We start from the raw sequence: 20,655 nt of genomic DNA on the forward strand, positions 1-20,655 counted from the left end.
TTTATCATACCGGGTCAGGATTGAAAATCAGCTCGCTCATAATCCTAGAACAAGCTTACCACCCAGTTCCAAATGCCAAGGAACATATCCCACAAGAAGAAGCGGACCTCCGGTTCGCTATCGCCTGCATTCTTCGGTGCTTCCTCTCGGGAAGTTTCACCAGCCTCTGCAGAAACCGTTTGGATACCTGTGTCAACAGGCTGCGCCGCCGCATCCCCGCTGCCACCATCGATGAAACAAAGCGGCGGGAACAAGACGCACCACCAGTTCTGCCCTTGACCTTCCCCTAATGTGATCCGCAGCGCATCGTAATCGCCGGCCGGATACACCGTGCCCCCGTATAACTTCGTCGGGAACGGCACGACGCCAAGCTCTACGGTGTAACTGTACGTAATTCCTCTTTTCTTCAACTCTTCACCCACCAATTGGCGGATTTCCGGAAGATGCTGCCGGGTTAATTCTTTGGCGTCTTCCAGGCTTTGCGGGTTCTCCAGCTGCAGGACCCAGAGCTGCATTTGCTCAACAACCGAATCACGAATCTCTCGTTTGACCAGCTGATCGGACGGGCTATCGGAATTCGCCAGAATGCGAAGACGTATCGATTCCTGGGGGATCGGACCGCCAACAACGGAAGCGTCAATCTGCTGTCCTTCCCAAGCCATGATGACCATAAACATACAGGATAAGAGCACAACCATTTTTTTCACGATAATACGGAGGGTTTCACTATAATTTTTCATCTCGGACAACCGCCTCTCTATGACGAAACTCTATGATGCTATCAGTATGTCCGCCGGAAAAAGATATAAACGTAGAATCTAGCAATTTGATATAAAAATCATAGATGGGTGCGGCACGAACCAAAAAAGATGCGATCCCCATTCGGAATCGCATCTTCGCCAAGCTCGATTATTTAGATTGTCTGTTTTTCATGCCCACATTTTTAAACTAGAATGGAGCGGTTATTGAGCTTCCCGCAAGGAAAAGTTTAGGCCTGCTTAGAAGCCGCCGGGCGATATGCATGCGGATCCGGCATATCTTCCTCCACTTCCTGTCCATGCAGCTTCACGCTCATGGCTACCCCCAGACTGGCCATACTGATCACAAGGGAGGTTCCCCCGTAACTGATGAAGGGCAGCGTGATCCCGGTCAGCGGCATTAAGCCGATAAACATGCCGATATTCTCGAAGATCTGATATAAGAACATAGCCACGATCCCTATAATGAGAAACGGTCCCGCACGCTCCCGAGATTCCAAGGAAATCAGGATCAGCCGATGGATCAGGATGAAATATAACAGAAGCAGAACGGAAGATCCGATAAAACCGAATTCCTCGGCAATCTGCACAAATATGGAATCGGAGTACGCATAAGGAACTCTGCCCGACTGGATCGACGATCCCTGCATGTAACCCTCGCCGCTCATACCGCCCGAGGCGATGGCAAGCTTCGCATTCGTTGTATGGTAGCTTGCCTTGGCGGTCGCCTTCTCCGGATAGAGCCACGGATCAATCCGTTCCACCCAGTGCGGCTTCAAAATTTTCGATTCCAGCAGCTCATCATGATAATGAATATAGGCCTGTGCGCCGCCGAAGGCCACGCCTGCCACAAGCGCAAGCCCAATGAGCGCATGGGAGAACTTGACGTTCCCGATCCAGAGCAGCCCCAGCAAAATCACGACATAACTGAGCGCGTTACCCAAATCATTCTGGGCCATGACGAGCACAAAAGGCACAAATGCCAAAAGTCCAATCGGAACAACGTCCTTCCAGAAGGACAGCAGCGGTTTGTTTTTGCGCACCAATACAAAGGAAAGAAAAATAATCAGGATCAGCTTGAACAATTCAGCAGGCTGTATACTTAAACTGCCAATGTAAATCCAGCCTTGGGCGCCGTTGATATCCTTACCGATAAACATAACGAGGACCAACACGGCCAATCCGCCCAAGTAAATATATTTAGCATATTTAATCAACAACCGGTAATCCAGCAGGCTTATTCCAAAAAAAGCAATGAAGCCGACAATGTAAAAAGCAATCATGCGGAGATGAGAGCCCTCGAATTTGGTGTCAACGGTTGTGCTGTATATCGACGTAATGCTGATACCCATCATCAAAACCAGTACGAAAACAATAACGTAATCCATCTTCTTAAATTTCTGAAGCATGCTTTATGGTCCCCCTGTGCCCGGAGCTTTTAGCCCCCCGGTTTGCCTATACAGGCATATAACGATTATTCGGAAAGAAAGTTTGACAAACGCTTATCGTTGATACAGATGATATCCGTTAAAAACGTCTAACGGCAGCATTACAATGGAGCGTTTCAAGGAGTATGCCTACTGGCCCCTAATGAATTATTCTAAAAGATTTCCTTCTCTAATACAATTCACGGGCCCTCCTGTAGATACCAACAAAAAATACAAAAGAGATGCTGCTTTCGATAGCATCTCTTTTGATTCTAAATCCGATAAATCGAATCAAGCCTGTTTAGGTGGTGCGGAACGGTACGTTTGAGGATTAGGCATATCTTCCTCCACTTCTTGTCCATGCAGTTTTACACTCATGACGACCCCGAGACACGCCATGTTAATGATGAGCGAGGTCCCGCCATAACTGATGAAGGGCAGCGTAATCCCTGTCAAAGGCATCAATCCAATAAACATGCCGATATTCTCAAAGATTTGATACAGCAGCATGGCAACAATACCGATGATTAGAAACGGCCCCGCTTTGTCCCGGCTTTCCAATGAAATCAAGATCATCCTGTGAATGAGGATGAAATATAACAACAACAGAACGGAAGAACCGATAAAGCCGTATTCCTCTGCAATTTGCACAAAAATCGAATCCGAATACGTATAAGGTACACGTGAGGATTGTACGGAGCTTCCCTGTAAGTACCCTTCTCCGCTCATACCGCCTGAAGCGATGGCCAGCTTCGCGTTGTTTGTATGGTAACTCGCTTTCGCCGTTGCTTTCTCCGGTATTAGCCATGGGTCAATCCGTTCCATCCAGTGGCCGCGGCTCTCCATGATTTTTGATTCTTTAATCTCATCATGGTAGTGAATATAGGCCTGTGCTCCACCAAAAGCAATACCTGCTACAAGCAGCAGCCCGATAAGAGCGTGCGAAAACTTCACATTACCGATCCATAACAACCCAAGTAATATGACAATATAACTTAGTCCATTACCCAAGTCATTCTGAACCATGACAACGGCAAACGGGATAAACGTCAAGAGCCCAATCGGTACGATGTCCCGCCAAAAAGACAACTTCGCTTTATTCTTACGAATAAGAATATAGGTAATAAATATAATCAGCACTAGCTTAAACAATTCCGCCGGTTGAAAATCCACGATACCGAGATTAATCCAGCCCGTGGCATTATTTTTGGTCTGGCCGATGAAGGACGGAAGCAAAAGGGTTAATAACCCGCCGATGTATATGTGCAGTGCGTATTTATTCCATAACCGATAATCAATCAAACTGAGCCCGAAAAAGGCTGCAAATCCGAGGATATAAAAGATCGCCATCTTGATATGGTGTTTTTCGAATCCAGTGGTGTCGAGCGTGGCACTATATATCGATGTAATACTGACAACCATCAGCATCAACAGTACAAAAACGATAACAAAATCAATCTTCTTGAATTTCTGAAGCATGCTTTGGTCCCCCTGTGCCCGGAGCTGTACACACTGATTTGCCAATTGAGGTAGTGTAGCGATCTGAACAACAGCAATAATGTAATCGGCTCAGCCCATCATCTATTTTAAAAGAAATCCACCCAGAACACAATTAACGGGATATTCCCAAGACATGCCTGTCAATCCCCGCCAAATCCGGCACCGTGACGATTTCCTCCCAGTGCCCTGCACTTCGCAGAAGCTCCGCCACTTCCTCGGCCTGACCCATACCCAGCTCAAAAGCGATCAGCCGTGGCGGGGCTGTCAGCAAGGGCAGCTGCGCCATCATGATCCGGTACGGATTCAATCCGTCCGGCCCGCCGTCCAGTGCCGTTCGCGGCTCATAATCGCGGACTTCCGGCTGCAGCCCCTCAATATCCTCCGCCGGAATGTACGGCGGGTTGGAGACGAGGATGTCCGGGGCCATGCCCGCGAATGGCTCCAGCAGGTTCCCCTGCCGGAACTCGACATCGGCGTTCAGCTGCTTCGCATTCCGCGCGGCAACTTCCAGCGCATTAGGCGAAATATCGCTCGCATGCAAATCCCATCCTTTTGACTGCAATGCCAACGTGATGGCAATGGCCCCGCTGCCGGTGCCAATATCGATGGCCTGTAGCCTATCGTTTGATCGCGGAGTGAGCTCCTGCCCATGCTTCAGCACCGCTTCCACCAGCAGCTCCGTTTCCGGACGCGGAATGAGAACCGCTGGCGTAACTTCAAACGGCCGGCCGTAAAATTCCTGTTCGCCGATAATATACTGCGCAGGAACGCCTCGGGCTTTGCGATTGATCGCTTGTTCCAGGGCGTGGCGGCGGTCCGCCGGAAACGGCTCCGCGAGCGCCATATAGTATGAGGTTCCCGACAATCCCAGCACATGCTCCAGCAGCAGCTGCGCATTCCGCTGCGGTTCCATTACCCGCATGCCGTCTAAAAAAGAAGAAGCCTCTACAAAGGCTTCTCTTATGCTGCGCTGCGGCGTTAATTCGAATATCGTCCGCTTCAAAGCGTTATACTCCTTTTTCCATCATCTCAGCCTGCTCCGCAAGGGTCAGCGCCGAAACGATCTCTTCAATCTCCCCGTTCATCACTTGATCCAGCTTGTGAACGGTAAGTCCGATCCGGTGATCGGTTACACGGCTTTGCGGGAAGTTGTACGTACGGATCCGCTCACTGCGGTCACCTGTACCTACCTTGCTCTTCCGCTCCCCGGCATACTTCGCTTCTTCCTCTTGGCGCATCATATCAAAGATACGAGCACGAAGCACCTGCAGCGCCTTATCTTTATTGGAGTTCTGCGATTTGCCGTCTTGACACGTAGCCACAATCCCCGTCGGGATATGCGTTACGCGTACCGCCGATTTGGTGGTGTTAACGGACTGACCGCCTGCACCACTGGAGCAGAAGGTATCCACGCGGATGTCCTTGTCATGGATTTCGATATCCACTTCTTCCGCCTCCGGCATGACCGCCACGGTGGAGGTGGAGGTATGGATACGACCGCCGGATTCCGTAGCCGGAATACGCTGCACACGGTGCGCACCGCTCTCAAATTTCATTTTACTGTAAGCGCCGCGGCCATTGATCATGAAGATCACTTCCTTGAAGCCGCCCAGATCGTTCGTGTTGACATCCATCAGTTCAACCTTCCAGCCCTGGGTATCCGCATAACGGGTATACATCCGGTACAGGTCGGAAGCAAACAGTGCCGCCTCGTCGCCGCCGGCCGCGCCGCGAATCTCGATGATGACGTTCTTATCATCATTCGGGTCCTTCGGCAGCAGCAAGATCCGAATCTTCTCCGCCAACTCGCGCTCGCGCTGGGTAAGCTCATCGATCTCCATTTTCACCATTTCGCGCATGTCGTCGTCCAACTTTTCGCCCTGCATGGTTTTGGCAGCTTCGAGTTCTTCAATAACATTTTTATATTCAACATAAGCCTCATAAGCAGGCTGTAAATCGGATTGTTCTTTGGAATAATCCCTGAGCTTCTTGGAATCATTAGCGACATCAGGATCGCACAGCAGCTCACTTAACTTCTCGTAACGATCCGCAAGGGATTGTAATCGGTCCAACAAAGGAATTCACCTCTCTAAGATATATTCCTGAAGATATGTCTTTTTGCACTCCATTTCGCATCAACAATGAAGTGTAAACGACTTTTTATTTTACCATGAAACGACGTATTTGACTAGCAGGCAGTTGACCGGACGATAAAGGTTCTCCCCTTCAAAAAAACCACGGTCCCATGCACAAAGTGACATGGAGCCATGGCCTTTGAATCGTTCAATTGCTACACATTGAAACGGAAGTGCATAACATCGCCGTCATTCACAACGTACTCTTTGCCTTCCAGACGAAGCTGTCCGCGTTCCTTCGCGCCGTTCATCGATCCGGCCGCAACCAGGTCATCGTAAGCTACGACCTCCGCACGAATGAAGCCCCGTTCGAAGTCGGTATGGATCACGCCTGCCGCTTGCGGAGCCTTCGTTCCTTTGCGGATCGTCCAGGCACGTACTTCCTGCACGCCTGCCGTAAAGTAGGTGTACAATCCCAGAAGACTGTAAGCCGCCTTAATGAGACGGTTCAAACCGGATTCTTCCAGCCCCAGCTCCTCAAGGAACATCGCCTTGTCCTCGCCCTCAAGCTCGGCAATCTCAGCTTCAACCTTCGCGCTGATCGGAACCACGATCGCGTTCTCCGCAGCCGCGAAATCACGAACCTGCTGCACGTAAGGATTGCTGTCGGCTTCCGCAACGCCGTCCTCGCTCAGGTTAGCCGCGTATAACACCGGCTTCAATGTCAGCAGGTGCAAATCACGAACAATCAGCTTCTCATCATCGCTCAGCTCCACGCTCCGCGCCGGTTGATCGTTGTAAAGAGCTTCCTTCAGGCGCTCCAGCAGTTCTACCTCCTGAGCATACTGCTTGTTGCCGCCCTTCATGTTCTTCTTCGCGCGGTCGATCCGCTTCTCCACGCTGTCGAGATCCGCAAGGATCAGCTCCAGATTAATCGTCTGGATGTCGCTGACCGGGTTCACTTTACCGTCAACGTGGGTAATGTTCTCGTCTTCAAAGCAGCGAACAACATGAACGATGGCATCCACTTCACGAATATGGGCAAGAAACTTGTTCCCGAGACCTTCCCCTTTGCTTGCCCCGCGAACCAAGCCCGCGATGTCCACGAATTCAAAAGCGGTCGGTACCGTTTTGTTCGGCTGAACCAGTTCGGTCAGTTTGTCGAGGCGCTCATCCGGCACTTCCACGACGCCGACGTTAGGATCAATCGTACAGAACGGATAGTTGGCCGATTCGGCGCCCGCTTGCGTGATCGCATTAAACAATGTTGATTTGCCGACGTTTGGCAAACCGACGATTCCTGCTTTTAAAGCCATTTATGTGACAACTCCTTATCAGGTTTACTTCTTTATGGGTAAGTATTACACAGCTTCGGTTCTTATCGCCGGAGCTACTAATCGCCTGTTAAACAATCTTATTAATTATAGCAGATACCCGATAGACTTCAACACGAATATACTGCCATCACTTTAATGTGGATCCCGCCAATCACCCCGGCCATTTAAACACGAATCAGCCGTTTGGTTGACTTCAGCGCATCGATATTCGCCGCGCCGATTCCGAACATCGCCGTCCGCAGCTCCAACTCCACCTGGGCGAGCCGCTGATCCAGCGCTTCCACCGAATCGACCGCCGATCCCAGGAGTCCACGCCCGAAGCCAGCCAGATCGGCGCCAAGCGAGAGCGCTTTGGCCGCATCGACGCCGCTCTGCAGCCCGCCGCTGCCGATAAGCGCACAGGTTGGCGCAGCTTCGCGCACCTCCACGATGCATTCCGCGGTAGGATTGCCCCACCCGGCGAAAGCCTCAGCCGCAGCGCGGCGAACCGGATCCGGGCTGCGGAATTTTTCAACCTGGCTCCATGAGGTACCGCCCGCACCAGCCACGTCGATGAAGGCCGCCCCGACATTCAGCAGGTTCCGCGCCGTTTCACCATCGATTCCCCAGCCGACTTCTTTAATGCCAACCGGTACCGAAAGCGTACGGCACAGATCCTCAATTCGCCCAAGCAAACGGCCAAAACGGGTATTCCCTTCCGGCTGAAACACCTCTTGAAGTCCGTTTAGATGAAGAACCAGCATGTCCGCGCCCGCGATATCCACCGCCCGCTGACAATCGTTAAGGCCAAAACCATAGTTCAGCTGCACCGCTCCAAGGTTGGCGATAACCGGGACGCTCGGCGCACTCTCCCGGACACGGAAAGTAGGAGCAAGCTCTTCCTTCTCCACCGCGGCGCGCACGGAGCCTACCCCAAGGGCCCAGCCGCGCCGCTGCGCGGCTTCAGCCAGACGTCTATTGATCTCTCCGGTGGCTTTGCTTCCGCCAGTCATGGAGCTGATCAGAAAGGGTGTTCGTACGGAAAAATCAAGAAATGTAGTGTCCAGCTTAATATCGTCAAAATCGATTTCCGGCAGTGCGGAGTGACGGAAGCGGTAACGTTCAAAACCTGTGGTTACTCCCACGGAGCCTACTTCCTCATTCAAGCATAAACGTACATGCTCTATTTTCCGTTCGCCCGTGGACACTTCCGGCATCAGCCTGCCCTCGGGTCTTTCCAATCCTCTGCCTGAAATGGTTTCAGCAGGTTTACCCGCAGTCTCTTTATGTTCTGAATTCATCCCGTGCCTCCTTATCCACTTCGCTCATCTTTTAAATTAACCATATATAAGCATATCATTGGCATCACAGGTTGTCCCGGCTGCATGGATATGCACATCATCCTTAAGCAAAAATATAAACCACTCGATCCTCACCCATTCTACCGCATGTTTTGAAAAAACAAACCCGAATATCATTCTACCCCGGCTTCCTAGGATCAACTCAGGCTCCAAATCTCACACTTTCTGAATTGCAGAAACGAAGAGTGCGTCAGAGCAGGACTTTCATGTTAATTAACGGTATATGACAGCGATAGGAGGATGGGCTATATTGGGTTTCCACCATTTCATTCATCACCGCAATTCAGAGGATCTACATACAACCGATGCAGGCGATCCAGGCACGCAGCTCGTACCAGGGAAACCGAATATCAAAAGCTCCCGAACGCGAACAACGATTTTCATCTGCCTTGTCCTTCTTATACTCTGGCTCATCGGCGTAATGGTCTATCAGACTCATAAGCCGCTACCGAAGGGAATCTCCTATGAAAGCCCGCTCTACCAGAGCGACGTTAAAATGTGGACCGACCTGACCTATCCCGGACCGGACGGTCAACCGGTACATGATCGTGAAATCGGACCACGCATCGGTCAAATTATCGATGAATCCCGAAAGTTCCTGGTTATCGATATGTTTCTGTTCAACGGCTACACCCATAAAGGTCAGGAATTCCCCGAAGTCAGCGAAGAGCTTGCCCATCGCCTTGTTGCCCATAAGAAGAAAAATCCCGACATGGATATCTTCTTTATTTCCGATGAAGTGAATACCGGGTATGGCTCCTATTCGCTGCCGGAATTCGAGGCCATGAAGGCTGCCGGCATTCATGTGATCATCACCGATGTCGACCGGCTGCGGGACTCCACACCCGCCTATTCCGCCGTATGGCGTACGTTCGTCCAGTGGTTCGGCCAATCGGGCCAGGGGACACTCCCCAATCTGATGGCAAGCGAAGCACCTGATATTACGGTCCGCTCCTATCTGAAGCTGCTGAACGTGAAGGCCAATCACCGTAAAGTCGTCATCAGCGAGAACACCGCTCTGGTCACTTCGGCCAACATCCATGACGCCAGTGCGTTCCACTCCAACATCGCCTTCGAAACGAGCGGGGACATCATCGGGGATATGCTTGCAGCCGAGCAAGCCGCCGTTAACCTTACAAGCCCCATCAAACTGCCGGAGTATGAGCCGGGCTCTAAGCCACCCGTGCAACCTTCTGATCAAGCAAACGATGTCGATGTTCGTTATTTGACGGAAGGGAAAATCTATAAATATGTTCTGGAGGCCATTGGGCAATCACAGCCCGGGGACACGCTCTGGATGGGGATGTTCTATCTGGCTGACAGCAACGTCATGGACCAGCTTCTAAAAGCCTCGGACCGCGGCGTTGATATACGCCTCATTCTGGATCCGAACCAAAACGCCTTCGGCCGGGATAAGATCGGCATCCCCAACCGTCCGGCTGCCGCTGAGCTCATCAAGAAATCCAAGGGGAACATCTCCATTCGCTGGTACAACACCGGTACAGAGCAGTATCATACCAAGCTCATGTACATTGCCAAACCGACAGGCAAGTCCGTGATTACCGGCGGGTCAACCAATTTCACAAAGCGGAATCTGGCCGATCTCAATTTGGAAAACAACCTGTGGATAGCCGCACCTAAGGATCATCCGCTCGCCCAGGACCTGGACCGTTACTTTCATCGGATATGGTTCAATGAAGGCGCAGCCTTTAGTCTCGAAGCCGAGGCTTATCAGGGAAAAACGACATGGATGAAGGACATCCTGTTTAAACTGCAAAAATGGCTGGGTTTCACTACCTTTTAAAATTCTTTCAATATTATGTATGTGCGCGCATAAAGGGCCGGTATGTATCGCCAGTTACCCACCTCCACCGCTTACAGCAGAGGTGACATCAGCCGGGCAGCCGACTCCAGCAGCCGGGTCATGATTCTTTTTTTACGGGTATGATTGCGGTCGTACAGGATGGCGGATTCCAGGTCCTGCTCGAAATCGGATACCAGCCTGCCTACGCTTTCCGTATGAACGAGTAAAGCATTAACCTCAAAATTAAGGTGGAAGCTCCGCATGTCCATATTAGCTGTGCCAATGGTTGCGACTTCGCCGTCAACGATCAGCAGCTTTGAGTGCATAAACCCTTTTTCATATTCATATACCCTTACCCCGGCATCCAGCAGAGCCGGAAAATAGGAGTGGGAAGCCAGGAAGGGCAGCCATTTGTCCGGTTTCGACGGAAACAGAATCCGCACATCAAGACCGGACAAGGCGGCAACCCTGAGCGCGGTGAATATGTCTTCATCCGGTATAAAATACGGCGTAGCCAGCCATACCGACTTGCGAGCCGACACAATCATGGAGAAGAAGATGTTTTTCAGGGCTCTTCGCTCATTGTCCGGTCCGCTTGCGATAATCTGGACGGCACCGGCACGGTTCTCCAGCAAATCCGGTGAATAATAGATCGGCTCACTTGGCTGCTCCCCCGTCATGTACTGCCAATCCTGCAAAAAGACGACCTGGAGCGTTCGGACAGCCTCTCCGCGAACAAGCATATGGGTATCGCGCCAGAAACCGAATGCCTTACTGCGGCTTAAATACTCATCCCCCACATTCAATCCGCCCACGAATCCGACACTGCCGTCAATAACAACGATTTTGCGGTGATTACGGTAATTCACGCGGCTCGTGAAGAATATCGTCTTGGGACTGCCAAATACGGCAACCTGTATGCCCGCATCCCTCATCTCCTGCAGAAAGGTAGGCGGCAGCTGCAAGCTGCCAACGGCGTCCACCATGAACCGCACGGCAACCCCTTTTCTCGCCTTCCGTATCAAAATTTCCTGGATCTGCGTTCCGATGGCATCCGGCCGGTAAATGTAATATTCCATATGGATATGATGCGTTGCCTGTTCCAGCTCCGCGATCAAGGCCTCGAAGGTCTCTTCCCCATCGGTCAGCACCCGCGTTTCGCTTGAGAAGGAAATCGGCGTACGCGCCAGCCGGGCAGACAGCTGAAGGAGCTGCTGCACTTCCGGCTTGAAGCAGGAGACGTCCGGAGTGCTTTTGCGAAGGACCTCGCTGGTGTATACCAGGCCGTCCTTCCGTGCTTTTTTGTCGTACTTTCTCCGTTTGAAATAATTCTGTCCAAACAAAAAATAAAAGACAAGCCCGACAATCGGGACGAGTGCCAGCAGCAGAATCCAGGCCATGGTGCTGCTGGGATGACGATTCTCCATAAAAATCATGAATCCGATGGATACTACGGTTAAGGTGGAGAATATCCCGATAATGGTCCCGGTCGTCTTCCCGAAATAATCCATGCCAAAATAATAAAACGCGAACAAAAGCGCGGTGATCAGTACAGCCTCAATTCCCTTTCTCATGTCCGTTTACCCCTTGTTTATTCATCGTTTTTCGTCTCTTTTGTATGTACGATGCCGATCACCCATATTCTACATGATCTCCCCCAGGAACTAAAGACTGTTCTCTATGAGACGACAAGGCTCGATGCTCAAAAATAATATATTGACAACACTAAAACTATTTGCTAAAAATTAAACTAACGATCGTTAGTTAGGAGGATGATTATGAGTGCCGCCAACATTAAACAATCCGCCCTTGCCCACTTCGCCAAGAACGGTTACGAAGGGGCATCGCTGAAACATATCGCTGATGATTGCGGGATTAAGAAGCCCTCGATTTATGCTCATTTTTCAAGCAAACAGGATTTATTCCTGCAGGTGCTTCAGGACGTATTCCAGCGTCAAGAGGACTTGATGGTGGCGTATTTCCTCGACCATGCGGATTGGCCGCTGGAGCAGCAGCTGCACGGATTTCTAGAAAGCCGTCTGCAAGCTTATCGCCTGGATGATGAAGTCCGGTTCTTCTTGCGGATGGCCTTCTTCCCGCCAAGCGCGTTGTATGACGAAGTGATGGGGATGGTGTATCCATTGCTGGACCAGCAGGAAGAGAACCTGTCCAAACTGCTTGCCGCAGGTTGCCCGGTGCACGGACGCATCATCCGTTATCCGCGGAATGCCGCAATTGCCTATATGACCTTGCTGGATGGAATCCATCTGGAGACCGTGTACGGCGGAGAAGAACGGGCCATGAGACGGCTCGTGGCCGCTTGGCCCGTGTATTGGTTAGGAGTAACGAAACAAAGGTATACCCACAAGAGTTAATGTCTCCTGTTCTACGCATGATAAAGAGGCTTAAGGAGAATAGGAATTGGTAGCCGTAAGGGGTTACTGTGTTTTCATAAAAGGAGTGACAATCATAATGAATCGCAACTGGGTTTTTGTGCTGCTTGCTGGATTGGTTGAAGTGATATGGGTTATGGGTTTGAAGCATTCCTCTAACATCTGGGAATGGCTTGGAACCGTAGCCGCCATTGCAGTCAGCTTCTATCTTATTATCGAGGCAGCCAAACGGCTGCCGGTCGGAACGGTGTATGCCGTCTTCACGGGAATCGGCACAGCCGGAACGGTCGCTTCCGAAATGCTGTTCTTCGGAGAACCGTTTAAACTGCTTAAGGTGCTTCTAATCTGCGTGCTGCTGGCAGGGGTGATCGGCCTTAAGCTGGTTACGGCGGATCATGCAGAACCGGAGGTGAGTAAGTAATGGCCTGGGTTGCTCTTGTATTTGCCGGATTATTCGAAATCGGCGGCGTCATCGGCATCAAAGGCGTGTCGGAGCGAAAGGGATGGCGCTATGTACTGATTTTGGCCGTGTCTTTTGCCGCCAGCTTCTCCCTTCTCTCCTACGCCATGACCGTACTGCCTATGGGGACTGCTTACGCTATCTGGACGGGAATCGGGACCGCGGGCGGCGCGATCACCGGGATGTTCCTGTTCGGGGAACCAAAGGAGTGGCGGCGGGTGCTGTTTATTGCCATGATTCTGTGCTCAGCTGTTGGTCTGAAATTGATCAGCTAAATAATTTCTACAAATTTCATAAGTTTTCAGAACCCATGAAAAGGGACGACCGTAGTAAAGTTGAAACGGTCGTTCTTTTTCATATATAATAATTCTTGACCTAATGGTCAATCCAAGAACCGTAAAGTTCTCAAGCGAGGTGAGCTTTTGATTGGCTGATAAAACGGCAGAAAAACGACAGCAAATTCTCATCACTGCGATGCAGCTGTTTTCCGCGAAGGGCTCTTCGGTTACCTCCATGCAGGAAATCGCCGAAGTATGCGGGATGTCGAAAGGCAGCCTCTATCTTCATTTCAAGTCCAAAGAGGAACTGGAAAAGAGCATTTACGAGCATATCGCAAGCCGGATAAAAGACGAGATTCTCCGGGTCGACCACGATCCGCTCCTTGCGCCTAAGGAACAGCTGCGCAAGCAGACGGAAGTGCTATTGATCCATTTTTTGGAAATCCGGGAATATCTCCTGAAGCAGTTCCATGATCAGATGCCGGGGAAACCCCCTTTTGACAAGGAAAACATGCGGCAGGAAATGCTCGCTGCATTGCAGTGGTTTAACAATAAGCTTAAAACCATTTATGGACCGGACGTAGAGCCGTATACGATGGAGATCGGCATGTTTATGGCCAGCATGCTGGGTTCGTATATCCGCTTTCTGTTCATGCCGGGATTTCATTTGAATGTTGGAATCACGGCAGATCACCAGATCCAGCTGCTCGATGACATCGTAGCCAGCATTCTTCGCAGACGGCCGGAGCCGCTGATCCCGATGGAGGCGATTGGCCAATTGGGACAATTATGCCAAACCGACGTTCGCAAACAGCGCCATCCGCTGATCGTCATAAAGGCGATGAAAAACGAGCTGAAGCAGATCCAGGGCGAGGCGGAGGACCGGGAAGATGCGATGGAATCCCTCAATATTATGGAGAAAGAGCTGCTTGCCCTCCAGCCCAGCAGGGCCGTTCTGAAAGGAATGCTTGCTAACTTGGAGGGGATCGAAGAAATCGAAACATTGTATACCGAGCTCAAAGGCACTATTTTGACTGTGCTTGAAAGCTATCTTACGCCCGGCGGCATGATGCAGGGAAATTCGTTCAAATTAGAGACATAGAGTTATGGAGAGGAGAGAGAATCGCCTAATGAAAGGAATTATCAATTTCTCGCTGCGCAACAAGTTTGCGATCTGGCTGCTGACCATCATCGTCAGCTTCGGTGGGTTATACAGCGGACTGACGATGAAGCAAGAAACCATTCCGGATATTAACGTCCCGTTCTTAAGTGTCACCGCGATCTATCCCGGTGCAGCCCCTGAAGGTGTTGTGGAGGATGTCACCAAACCGCTTGAGACGAGACTCCGCAATATCGACGGCGTCAAAACCGTAACCTCCACTTCCATGGAGAATGCAGCCAATGTCATGGTTGAGTTTGATTATGGTAGTGATCTGGACAACGCCACGGCTGCTGTTCGTGAAGCCATTAACGAGGTAAAGCTGCCCGATGACGCCCAGAAACCTACCATATCTAAATTCAGCATGAGCTCCATGCCGGTTGTCTCCCTAAGTATTGCGAACAAAGACAACATGGCATTGGATGAATTGACACGCATTACAGAGAATGACATCGTTCCGGAGCTGGAGGATTTGGACGGAGTTGCTTCCATCCAGGTAGCCGGACAATTCGTGAACGAAGTGCAGCTTAAGTTTAATCAGGACAAACTGAACGAGCTCGGCCTGACGGAGGATACCGTCAAAGGTATCGTGCAGGGTTCCGCGCTGTACGTTCCGCTCGGCATGTTCGAAATGGAAAAATCCCAGAAGGCTGTTGCCATTGATGGCGGCATCATCGGCATTGACGATCTGAAGAATATCGCTATTCCGGTTATTCCGGGTGGCGGCGGCGCAGATGCATCTGCCGGAGCGGGTGCTCCGAATGCCGGGGCAGGTCAACAACCATCGCAGCAGCCTACCGGTGACGCAGCTGGGGCAGGTCAACAAGGCGCTCCTGGAGCCGGTACGGCTGCCGGAGGACCAAGCGGTGCTCCGGCCGTTCCAACCGGCATTCCAACCGTAAAACTCAGCGAGATCGCCAAAATTGAAGTTATCGGAACCTCGGAATCCATCTCCCGCACCAACGGGAAGGAATCGATCGGTATCCAAATCGTGAAAGCCAACGACGCCAATACGGTTGACGTTGTCAATCAGGTCAAAGACAAGGCCGAAGAATTGAGAGGCCTTTATCCGGGCATGGATCTGACGATCATGCTGGACCAAGGCAAGCCGATTGAAGACTCTGTTCATACGATGCTTTCCAAGGCATTATTCGGCGCGCTGTTCGCCGTTCTGATCATTATGGTCTTCCTGCGCAACATCCGTTCGACGATTATATCGATCATTTCGATTCCATTGTCCTTGCTGATTGCGGTTCTGTGCCTGAGACAAATGGATATCACCCTGAATATGATGTCGCTCGGTGCCATGACCGTTGCCATCGGCCGGGTTGTCGATGACTCGATCGTCGTTATCGAGAATATCTACCGGCGCATGTCCCTCTCGACCGAGAAATTGACGGGTCGAGCGCTCATTAGCGCCGCTACACGTGAAATGTTTGTACCGATCATGTCCTCCACCATCGTAACCATCGCGGTATTCCTTCCGCTTACCCTGGTCAGCGGTATGGTCGGAGAGCTGTTCATGCCATTTGCATTGACGATGGTCTTCGCACTGCTCGCTTCCCTGGTCGTGGCGATCACGCTTGTGCCCGCCATGGCGCACAGCCTGTTCCGCAAAGGCTTGAAGAACAAACATGATCATGCAGAGAAACCGGGCGCAATGGCCCGCGGATATCGTTCCATTCTGAAATGGACGCTCAATCACAAAGCCATTACATTCCTGGCAGCCATCGTATTATTGGCAGGAAGCTTGTTCCTGACGAAGTACCTTGGAGTTAGCTTCATTCCTGAACAGGAAGACAAATATGCCATGGTGACATATTCCCCTGAACCTGGCGTCATGCTGGAGGATGTAGAGGAACGCGCATTACAAGCAGAGAAATTGATCCTGGATCAGCCTGGCGTGCAAACGATGCAGTACTCCATCGGGGGCAGCAATCCGCTTGGCATGGGATCGGCCAATTCCGGATTGTTCTATATTATGTATGACCCGGACACGAAAAACTTCGAAGATGTCAAAAAAGCGCTTGTCGAGGATCTTGCTAAGGAAGTACCTGATGGTACTTGGTCCAATATGGACATGGCGGCCGGCGGCTTTGGCGGCAGCCAGTTAACGGTTAACGTCTTTGGCGATTCTCTGGAGCAGATCAAGCCGGTGGCTGATCAAATCGCAGAGCTCGCAAACAAGGATACCGCAACCTTTGATAATGCAGAAACCAGCTTGTCCGATGCGTTCGAGCAGTATACGCTGGTTGCCGACCAAGAGAAGCTAAGCTCCCTTGGCCTGACAGCAGGACAACTCGCGATGAAGCTGGCTCCTGTACGGGAACGTCCGGTCTTGACCGAAGTCAAAATTGAGGACAAGACTTACAATGTTTACATTGAGACGGACAGCAAAACCTATAAGAGCATTAAGGAAATCGAGAACGAAACCGTCACCTCTCCGCTCGGGATCGAAGTACCGATCAAAGATGTGGCCAAGGTGGAAAAAGGAACGACTCCAGATTCCATTATGCGCATCGACGGGAAAATGGTTGTGACCGTCACAGCCGATATCTTGTCCAGCGATGTTGGTTCGGCCTCCACCAACCTGGAGACTGAAGTGAACAAGCTTGAGCTTCCAGACGGCGTATCCGTCCAGTTCGGAGGCGTCACCGAGCAAATCAACGAAACCTTCGGACAGCTTGGACTCGCTATGCTGGCAGCCATTGCGATTGTATACTTTGTGCTTGTGGTTACATTCGGTGGCGGTCTCGCACCGTTCGCCATCCTGTTCTCACTGCCGTTCATTGTCATCGGAGCCATTATCGGCTTGCTCGTCACAGGCGAGACATTGAACGTGTCTGCACTCATGGGCGTACTCATGCTGATCGGTATCGTCGTGACCAATGCGATTGTATTGATCGACCGCGTGATCCATATGGAACGCGAAGGAATGAGCACCCGCGAAGCCCTGCTAGAAGCCGGGGCTACCCGTCTTCGTCCAATCTTGATGACGGCACTCGCAACCATCGGCGCTCTCCTGCCTCTCGTATTCGGCTGGGAGAACAGCGCAGGCATCATCTCGAAAGGTCTCGGCATTACGGTTATCGGCGGTCTGATCAGTTCGACGCTGCTCACGCTCGTAGTGGTACCTATCGTGTACGAGTTCCTGATGAAGTTCAGCAAGAAAAGAATCGAAGATTAAGTAGAACACCAAAGCCCCGGCTTCCTACACTAGGAGACCGGGGCTTTTTTTGATGACGATGATGTTGTCTTGCTCGCTAATGTACCAGCACAGCTTCCCTGGAATGCTTCCACGTCTTCAGCATGTTCAGATCCTGTGCGAGGAACTCCTCCAGCAGACTGAATACCGACTGATACAGCGGACTTTTCGTGGATTCCTTCAAATCTTTGCAGAGAGATGGCACCCATGACAACAGATGCTCCTCCAGAAACTTCTCTTGAACCTCCATCAATTGCAGCATGCTATGTTCACAATACGTATTGTTCAGCATACGGTCATGAAGCAGTGTCATAAATTCCAGTTCAATGGCTATATGATCGTCCGCTTCGCCGTGCAGTTTATTAAAGGCAACACCGACGGATGCATAACAATCGGCTAAATCCTGAGCGCATCCATCCTTCGTATAATGAGACTCTGCCGCCTGACGCTGTTTGGACTGCTGAAGCAATCGACGGTATTCCGCCCCTTCATATTCGCAAATCCGAACCAATTCCTCAGGTGAGCGTCCACATAAATATGTCATCAGGTCCGTACCGGCCTTCGAACATTCCGCAGCCTTGCTAATTCCACTTCCGCGGCTCCATTCCGCAATCATAGACAAGCTGGGCCAATTGCCCAAAAAATCAATCAGCAGCTCGTAGACCGTCCCCCGGTTTTCAAGCCATCTGTGACAGACGTCAGGCACCTCCAAAGTTTGAACAGGTGATATCGCCATATCGAACCTCCTATTGGTAACCTTTCTTGTTGGATGTGATATCCTTGACAGTATATCTTAGATGAACGTCTAATGAAAGCAGTTTGAAATGATTTCCGAAAATTTCGGAAAAATCAGGAAACTTTCGGAAATCTAGAATGTCACTACTCGCTTTCAAGGGGAGAAAGCTTTTGTCCACAGCTTCAATATACTGGATCCCGAAAGCGTTTTCTGTGATTCTTCTCACAAAACAATGGCCGTTTTGCCGCAGCTTGTCCTGCCGGCATGACCCAAAAGGTGCATTGACTCCCGTACGGGGAATAGCTACAATGTGACCATGCATGCTATAAAGGGGGATTTCCATGATCGAACCGCTTAAAGATTCTTTCGGTCGGGTCCATGATTATATTCGTATCTCAGTGACGGATCGATGCAATCTTCGTTGTGTCTATTGTATGCCGGAAGAAGGGGTGGAATTCCAACCTCACGATCAGATTATGAGCTATGAAGAGATCGCAGCGATCATGCGCGTCCTTGCCCCTATGGGCGTCTCCAAAGTACGCCTTACCGGCGGCGAGCCGCTGGTGCGCAAGGATCTGGAGTCCTTGGTCCATATGATTGCTTCCATTGATGGAATTCAAGATATTTCCCTCACCACCAACGGGATCATGCTCCCATCCAAAGCTCGTCTGCTTAAGGAAGCGGGACTTACCCGAATCAACATCAGCCTGGATTCGCTTCATGAGGAGCGATACGCCCGCATCACGCGCGGCGGTCAAGTGCGCAAAGTGCTGGAAGGCATTGAAGCCGCTTATGAAGCCGGCCTGGATCCCATCAAACTGAACATGGTGTTAATGAAGGGCTTCAACGAAGACGAGATTCGCGACTTTATCGCGCTGACGCTCGATCGTCCCCTTCATGTCCGCTTTATTGAATACATGCCGATCGGCCAAGCATCCGATGCCTGGCGAGATTCATATATGCCGCTGAGCCGGGTATCCGAAGTGTGCCAGGAGGCGGGTTGGACCATTCAAGAAGAGCAGGGGCCATCCGGCAATGGGCCCTCACAAAATATGAAGGTGGTTGGAGCTACAGGAACCTTCGGTCTGATCCATCCGGTCAGCGATCATTTCTGCGATTCCTGCAACCGCCTCAGGCTGACGGCTGACGGCCACATCAAAGCTTGCCTGTACTGGTCCGACGAATTTAACGTGCGCCGCGTCGTCGATGATCCTTCCGCGGTGGCGAACCTGTTCCGCAAAGCGCTGGGCGCCAAACCGCTGAATCATGAAATGGCGCTCGCGCTCGAGAAAAAAACGCAAAGCCATACCCCCACCGTCCGGCGTATGTCACAGATCGGCGGATAAACCATCTGCTGTGCGTATAATAGCCGAAGGCAGTCGTTTTATCTATATTAAAATCCCCGCCAAGCATTTAGATGGCGGGGATTTTTTTAGGATGAGTACCGGTTTCATCAACCTTTGCACCTTGATGCTGCTATGAGAAACTCTACTATTGTTCCTCAGGAAAGTCCGAGTTCAGCAGGCCGCCTGCTGCCTCGTATTCCCCAGGCGTGTTCATATTAAATAAAATCCTGCGCGGATCAAGGCCCGTCATTGCCTCTAATTGCTCCTCGTGCACGAAGACGGCATCCAGCTCCTGCACCCACTCTACCATGCGCAATTGTCCCTTGATCAGCCTGCGTTCAAGGCCTTCTGCGGTTTCTTTGCGATAAGCCGCCAGCAGCGGATGCACCCTACCATCTACAACGGGGATGACCGCGGCGGCTGTGTGCTGCTTGTTCGCCAGATCCAGTAGTCCCCGAAGGAAACGCTCATGGATATGGGGCATGTCGCACGCAGCAACCATGTTCCATGTGCTTTGGGATGACTTGAGCGCTGCATGGAGTCCCGCCATCGGGCCTTGCCCGACATAAAGGTCGGGAACGCATTCCAGTCCGAGAAATGGATAAGAGTCCGGGGCATTGGTGGATAGGATTACCCGTCCGCTAACCTTGCCAAGCGCCTGAACGGTTCGTTCGATTAGACTCATTCCCTCTATGGGCAGCAGCGCCTTGTTTCTCCCCATTCTCCGGGAGGCTCCACCTGCAAGCACGATACCCGTCACCTGGTCCGGCGGAAGGCCGACATCTATGGGTTGACCGCTCATATGCTCTACCAGCCTTTCTTACACGTTGTAAAAAA

The 20,655-nt window shown here is 51.2% G+C and carries 17 protein-coding genes; 7 read left to right on the plus strand and 10 right to left on the minus strand.

All coding sequences use genetic code 11. From position 1 onward, the window contains the following. Window positions 1–44: 44 nt before the first annotated feature. From spoIIR to fni, 7 genes are all read right to left on the minus strand, one after another. Window positions 45–740, minus strand: a complete 696-nt coding sequence (spoIIR, locus tag PAEVO_RS29085; protein ID WP_100540967.1) for a stage II sporulation protein R — start codon at window positions 738–740, stop codon at window positions 45–47. Between the two features lie 248 nt (window positions 741–988). Continuing rightward, a complete protein-coding gene (locus PAEVO_RS29090; RefSeq protein ID WP_100540968.1) occupies window positions 989–2,167 on the minus strand; it encodes an FtsW/RodA/SpoVE family cell cycle protein in 1,179 nt (392 codons plus the stop codon). A 309-nt stretch (window positions 2,168–2,476) separates the two neighbouring features. After that, window positions 2,477–3,664: an FtsW/RodA/SpoVE family cell cycle protein gene (locus PAEVO_RS29095; protein WP_100540969.1), complete on the minus strand. Its 1,188-nt coding sequence runs from the start codon at window positions 3,662–3,664 to the stop codon at window positions 2,477–2,479. Window positions 3,665–3,797: 133 nt separating this feature from the next. Then, window positions 3,798–4,688 carry a peptide chain release factor N(5)-glutamine methyltransferase gene (prmC, locus tag PAEVO_RS29100; RefSeq protein ID WP_100540970.1) on the minus strand — a complete coding sequence of 297 codons (891 nt, stop codon included), beginning with the start codon at window positions 4,686–4,688 and terminating at the stop codon, window positions 3,798–3,800. Between the two features lie 4 nt (window positions 4,689–4,692). Further along, window positions 4,693–5,760: a peptide chain release factor 1 gene (gene prfA / locus PAEVO_RS29105; RefSeq protein ID WP_100540971.1), complete on the minus strand. Its 1,068-nt coding sequence runs from the start codon at window positions 5,758–5,760 to the stop codon at window positions 4,693–4,695. 215 nt (window positions 5,761–5,975) lie between these two features. After that, on the minus strand, window positions 5,976–7,076 hold the full coding sequence (gene ychF / locus PAEVO_RS29110; protein WP_015737759.1) for a redox-regulated ATPase YchF: 1,101 nt from the start codon (window positions 7,074–7,076) through the stop codon (window positions 5,976–5,978). Between the two features lie 185 nt (window positions 7,077–7,261). Next, a complete protein-coding gene (fni, locus tag PAEVO_RS29115; protein WP_100540972.1) occupies window positions 7,262–8,377 on the minus strand; it encodes a type 2 isopentenyl-diphosphate Delta-isomerase in 1,116 nt (371 codons plus the stop codon). A 310-nt stretch (window positions 8,378–8,687) separates the two neighbouring features. Here fni and PAEVO_RS29120 point away from each other — a divergent pair, with 310 nt between their 5' ends. Continuing rightward, window positions 8,688–10,241, plus strand: coding sequence for a phospholipase D family protein (locus tag PAEVO_RS29120; protein WP_243390984.1), 1,554 nt, complete (start codon window positions 8,688–8,690; stop codon window positions 10,239–10,241). Between the two features lie 71 nt (window positions 10,242–10,312). Here PAEVO_RS29120 and cls read toward each other — a convergent pair whose 3' ends face one another. Continuing rightward, window positions 10,313–11,815 carry a cardiolipin synthase gene (gene cls / locus PAEVO_RS29125; RefSeq protein ID WP_100540974.1) on the minus strand — a complete coding sequence of 501 codons (1,503 nt, stop codon included), beginning with the start codon at window positions 11,813–11,815 and terminating at the stop codon, window positions 10,313–10,315. Window positions 11,816–12,019: 204 nt separating this feature from the next. Here cls and PAEVO_RS29130 point away from each other — a divergent pair, with 204 nt between their 5' ends. The 5 genes from PAEVO_RS29130 to PAEVO_RS29150 all read left to right on the plus strand — a co-directional run bounded on the left by PAEVO_RS29130 (window position 12,020) and on the right by PAEVO_RS29150 (window position 17,718). Then, window positions 12,020–12,616: a TetR/AcrR family transcriptional regulator gene (locus tag PAEVO_RS29130; RefSeq protein ID WP_100540975.1), complete on the plus strand. Its 597-nt coding sequence runs from the start codon at window positions 12,020–12,022 to the stop codon at window positions 12,614–12,616. 97 nt (window positions 12,617–12,713) lie between these two features. Continuing rightward, window positions 12,714–13,055: a DMT family transporter gene (locus PAEVO_RS29135; protein WP_100540976.1), complete on the plus strand. Its 342-nt coding sequence runs from the start codon at window positions 12,714–12,716 to the stop codon at window positions 13,053–13,055. Further along, window positions 13,055–13,369: a DMT family transporter gene (locus PAEVO_RS29140; RefSeq protein ID WP_100540977.1), complete on the plus strand. Its 315-nt coding sequence runs from the start codon at window positions 13,055–13,057 to the stop codon at window positions 13,367–13,369. Before PAEVO_RS29135 ends, PAEVO_RS29140 begins: the two co-directional genes overlap by 1 nt. Window positions 13,370–13,520: 151 nt before the next feature. Then, window positions 13,521–14,474 carry a TetR/AcrR family transcriptional regulator gene (locus PAEVO_RS29145; protein ID WP_100540978.1) on the plus strand — a complete coding sequence of 318 codons (954 nt, stop codon included), beginning with the start codon at window positions 13,521–13,523 and terminating at the stop codon, window positions 14,472–14,474. 28 nt (window positions 14,475–14,502) lie between these two features. After that, the gene (locus tag PAEVO_RS29150; RefSeq protein ID WP_100540979.1) at window positions 14,503–17,718 is read left to right on the plus strand and encodes an efflux RND transporter permease subunit; all 3,216 of its coding nucleotides are present in this window, start codon (window positions 14,503–14,505) and stop codon (window positions 17,716–17,718) included. 76 nt (window positions 17,719–17,794) lie between these two features. Here the strand turns inward: PAEVO_RS29150 and PAEVO_RS29155 are convergent, their stop codons facing one another. Then, window positions 17,795–18,472 carry a TorD/DmsD family molecular chaperone gene (locus PAEVO_RS29155; RefSeq protein WP_100540980.1) on the minus strand — a complete coding sequence of 226 codons (678 nt, stop codon included), beginning with the start codon at window positions 18,470–18,472 and terminating at the stop codon, window positions 17,795–17,797. 341 nt (window positions 18,473–18,813) lie between these two features. On the opposite strand from PAEVO_RS29155, the gene moaA reads away from it, so the two are divergent. Beyond that, complete coding sequence (moaA, locus tag PAEVO_RS29165) at window positions 18,814–19,818, plus strand: GTP 3',8-cyclase MoaA (RefSeq protein WP_100540982.1); 1,005 nt, start codon at window positions 18,814–18,816, stop codon at window positions 19,816–19,818. A 145-nt stretch (window positions 19,819–19,963) separates the two neighbouring features. Here the strand turns inward: moaA and mobA are convergent, their stop codons facing one another. After that, a complete protein-coding gene (mobA, locus tag PAEVO_RS29170; protein ID WP_100540983.1) occupies window positions 19,964–20,620 on the minus strand; it encodes a molybdenum cofactor guanylyltransferase in 657 nt (218 codons plus the stop codon). Window positions 20,621–20,655 lie beyond the last annotated feature (35 nt).

This window comes from Paenibacillus sp. GM2FR, from assembly GCF_002803325.1.
Taxonomy (GTDB): domain Bacteria; phylum Bacillota; class Bacilli; order Paenibacillales; family Paenibacillaceae; genus Paenibacillus_AQ; species Paenibacillus_AQ lautus.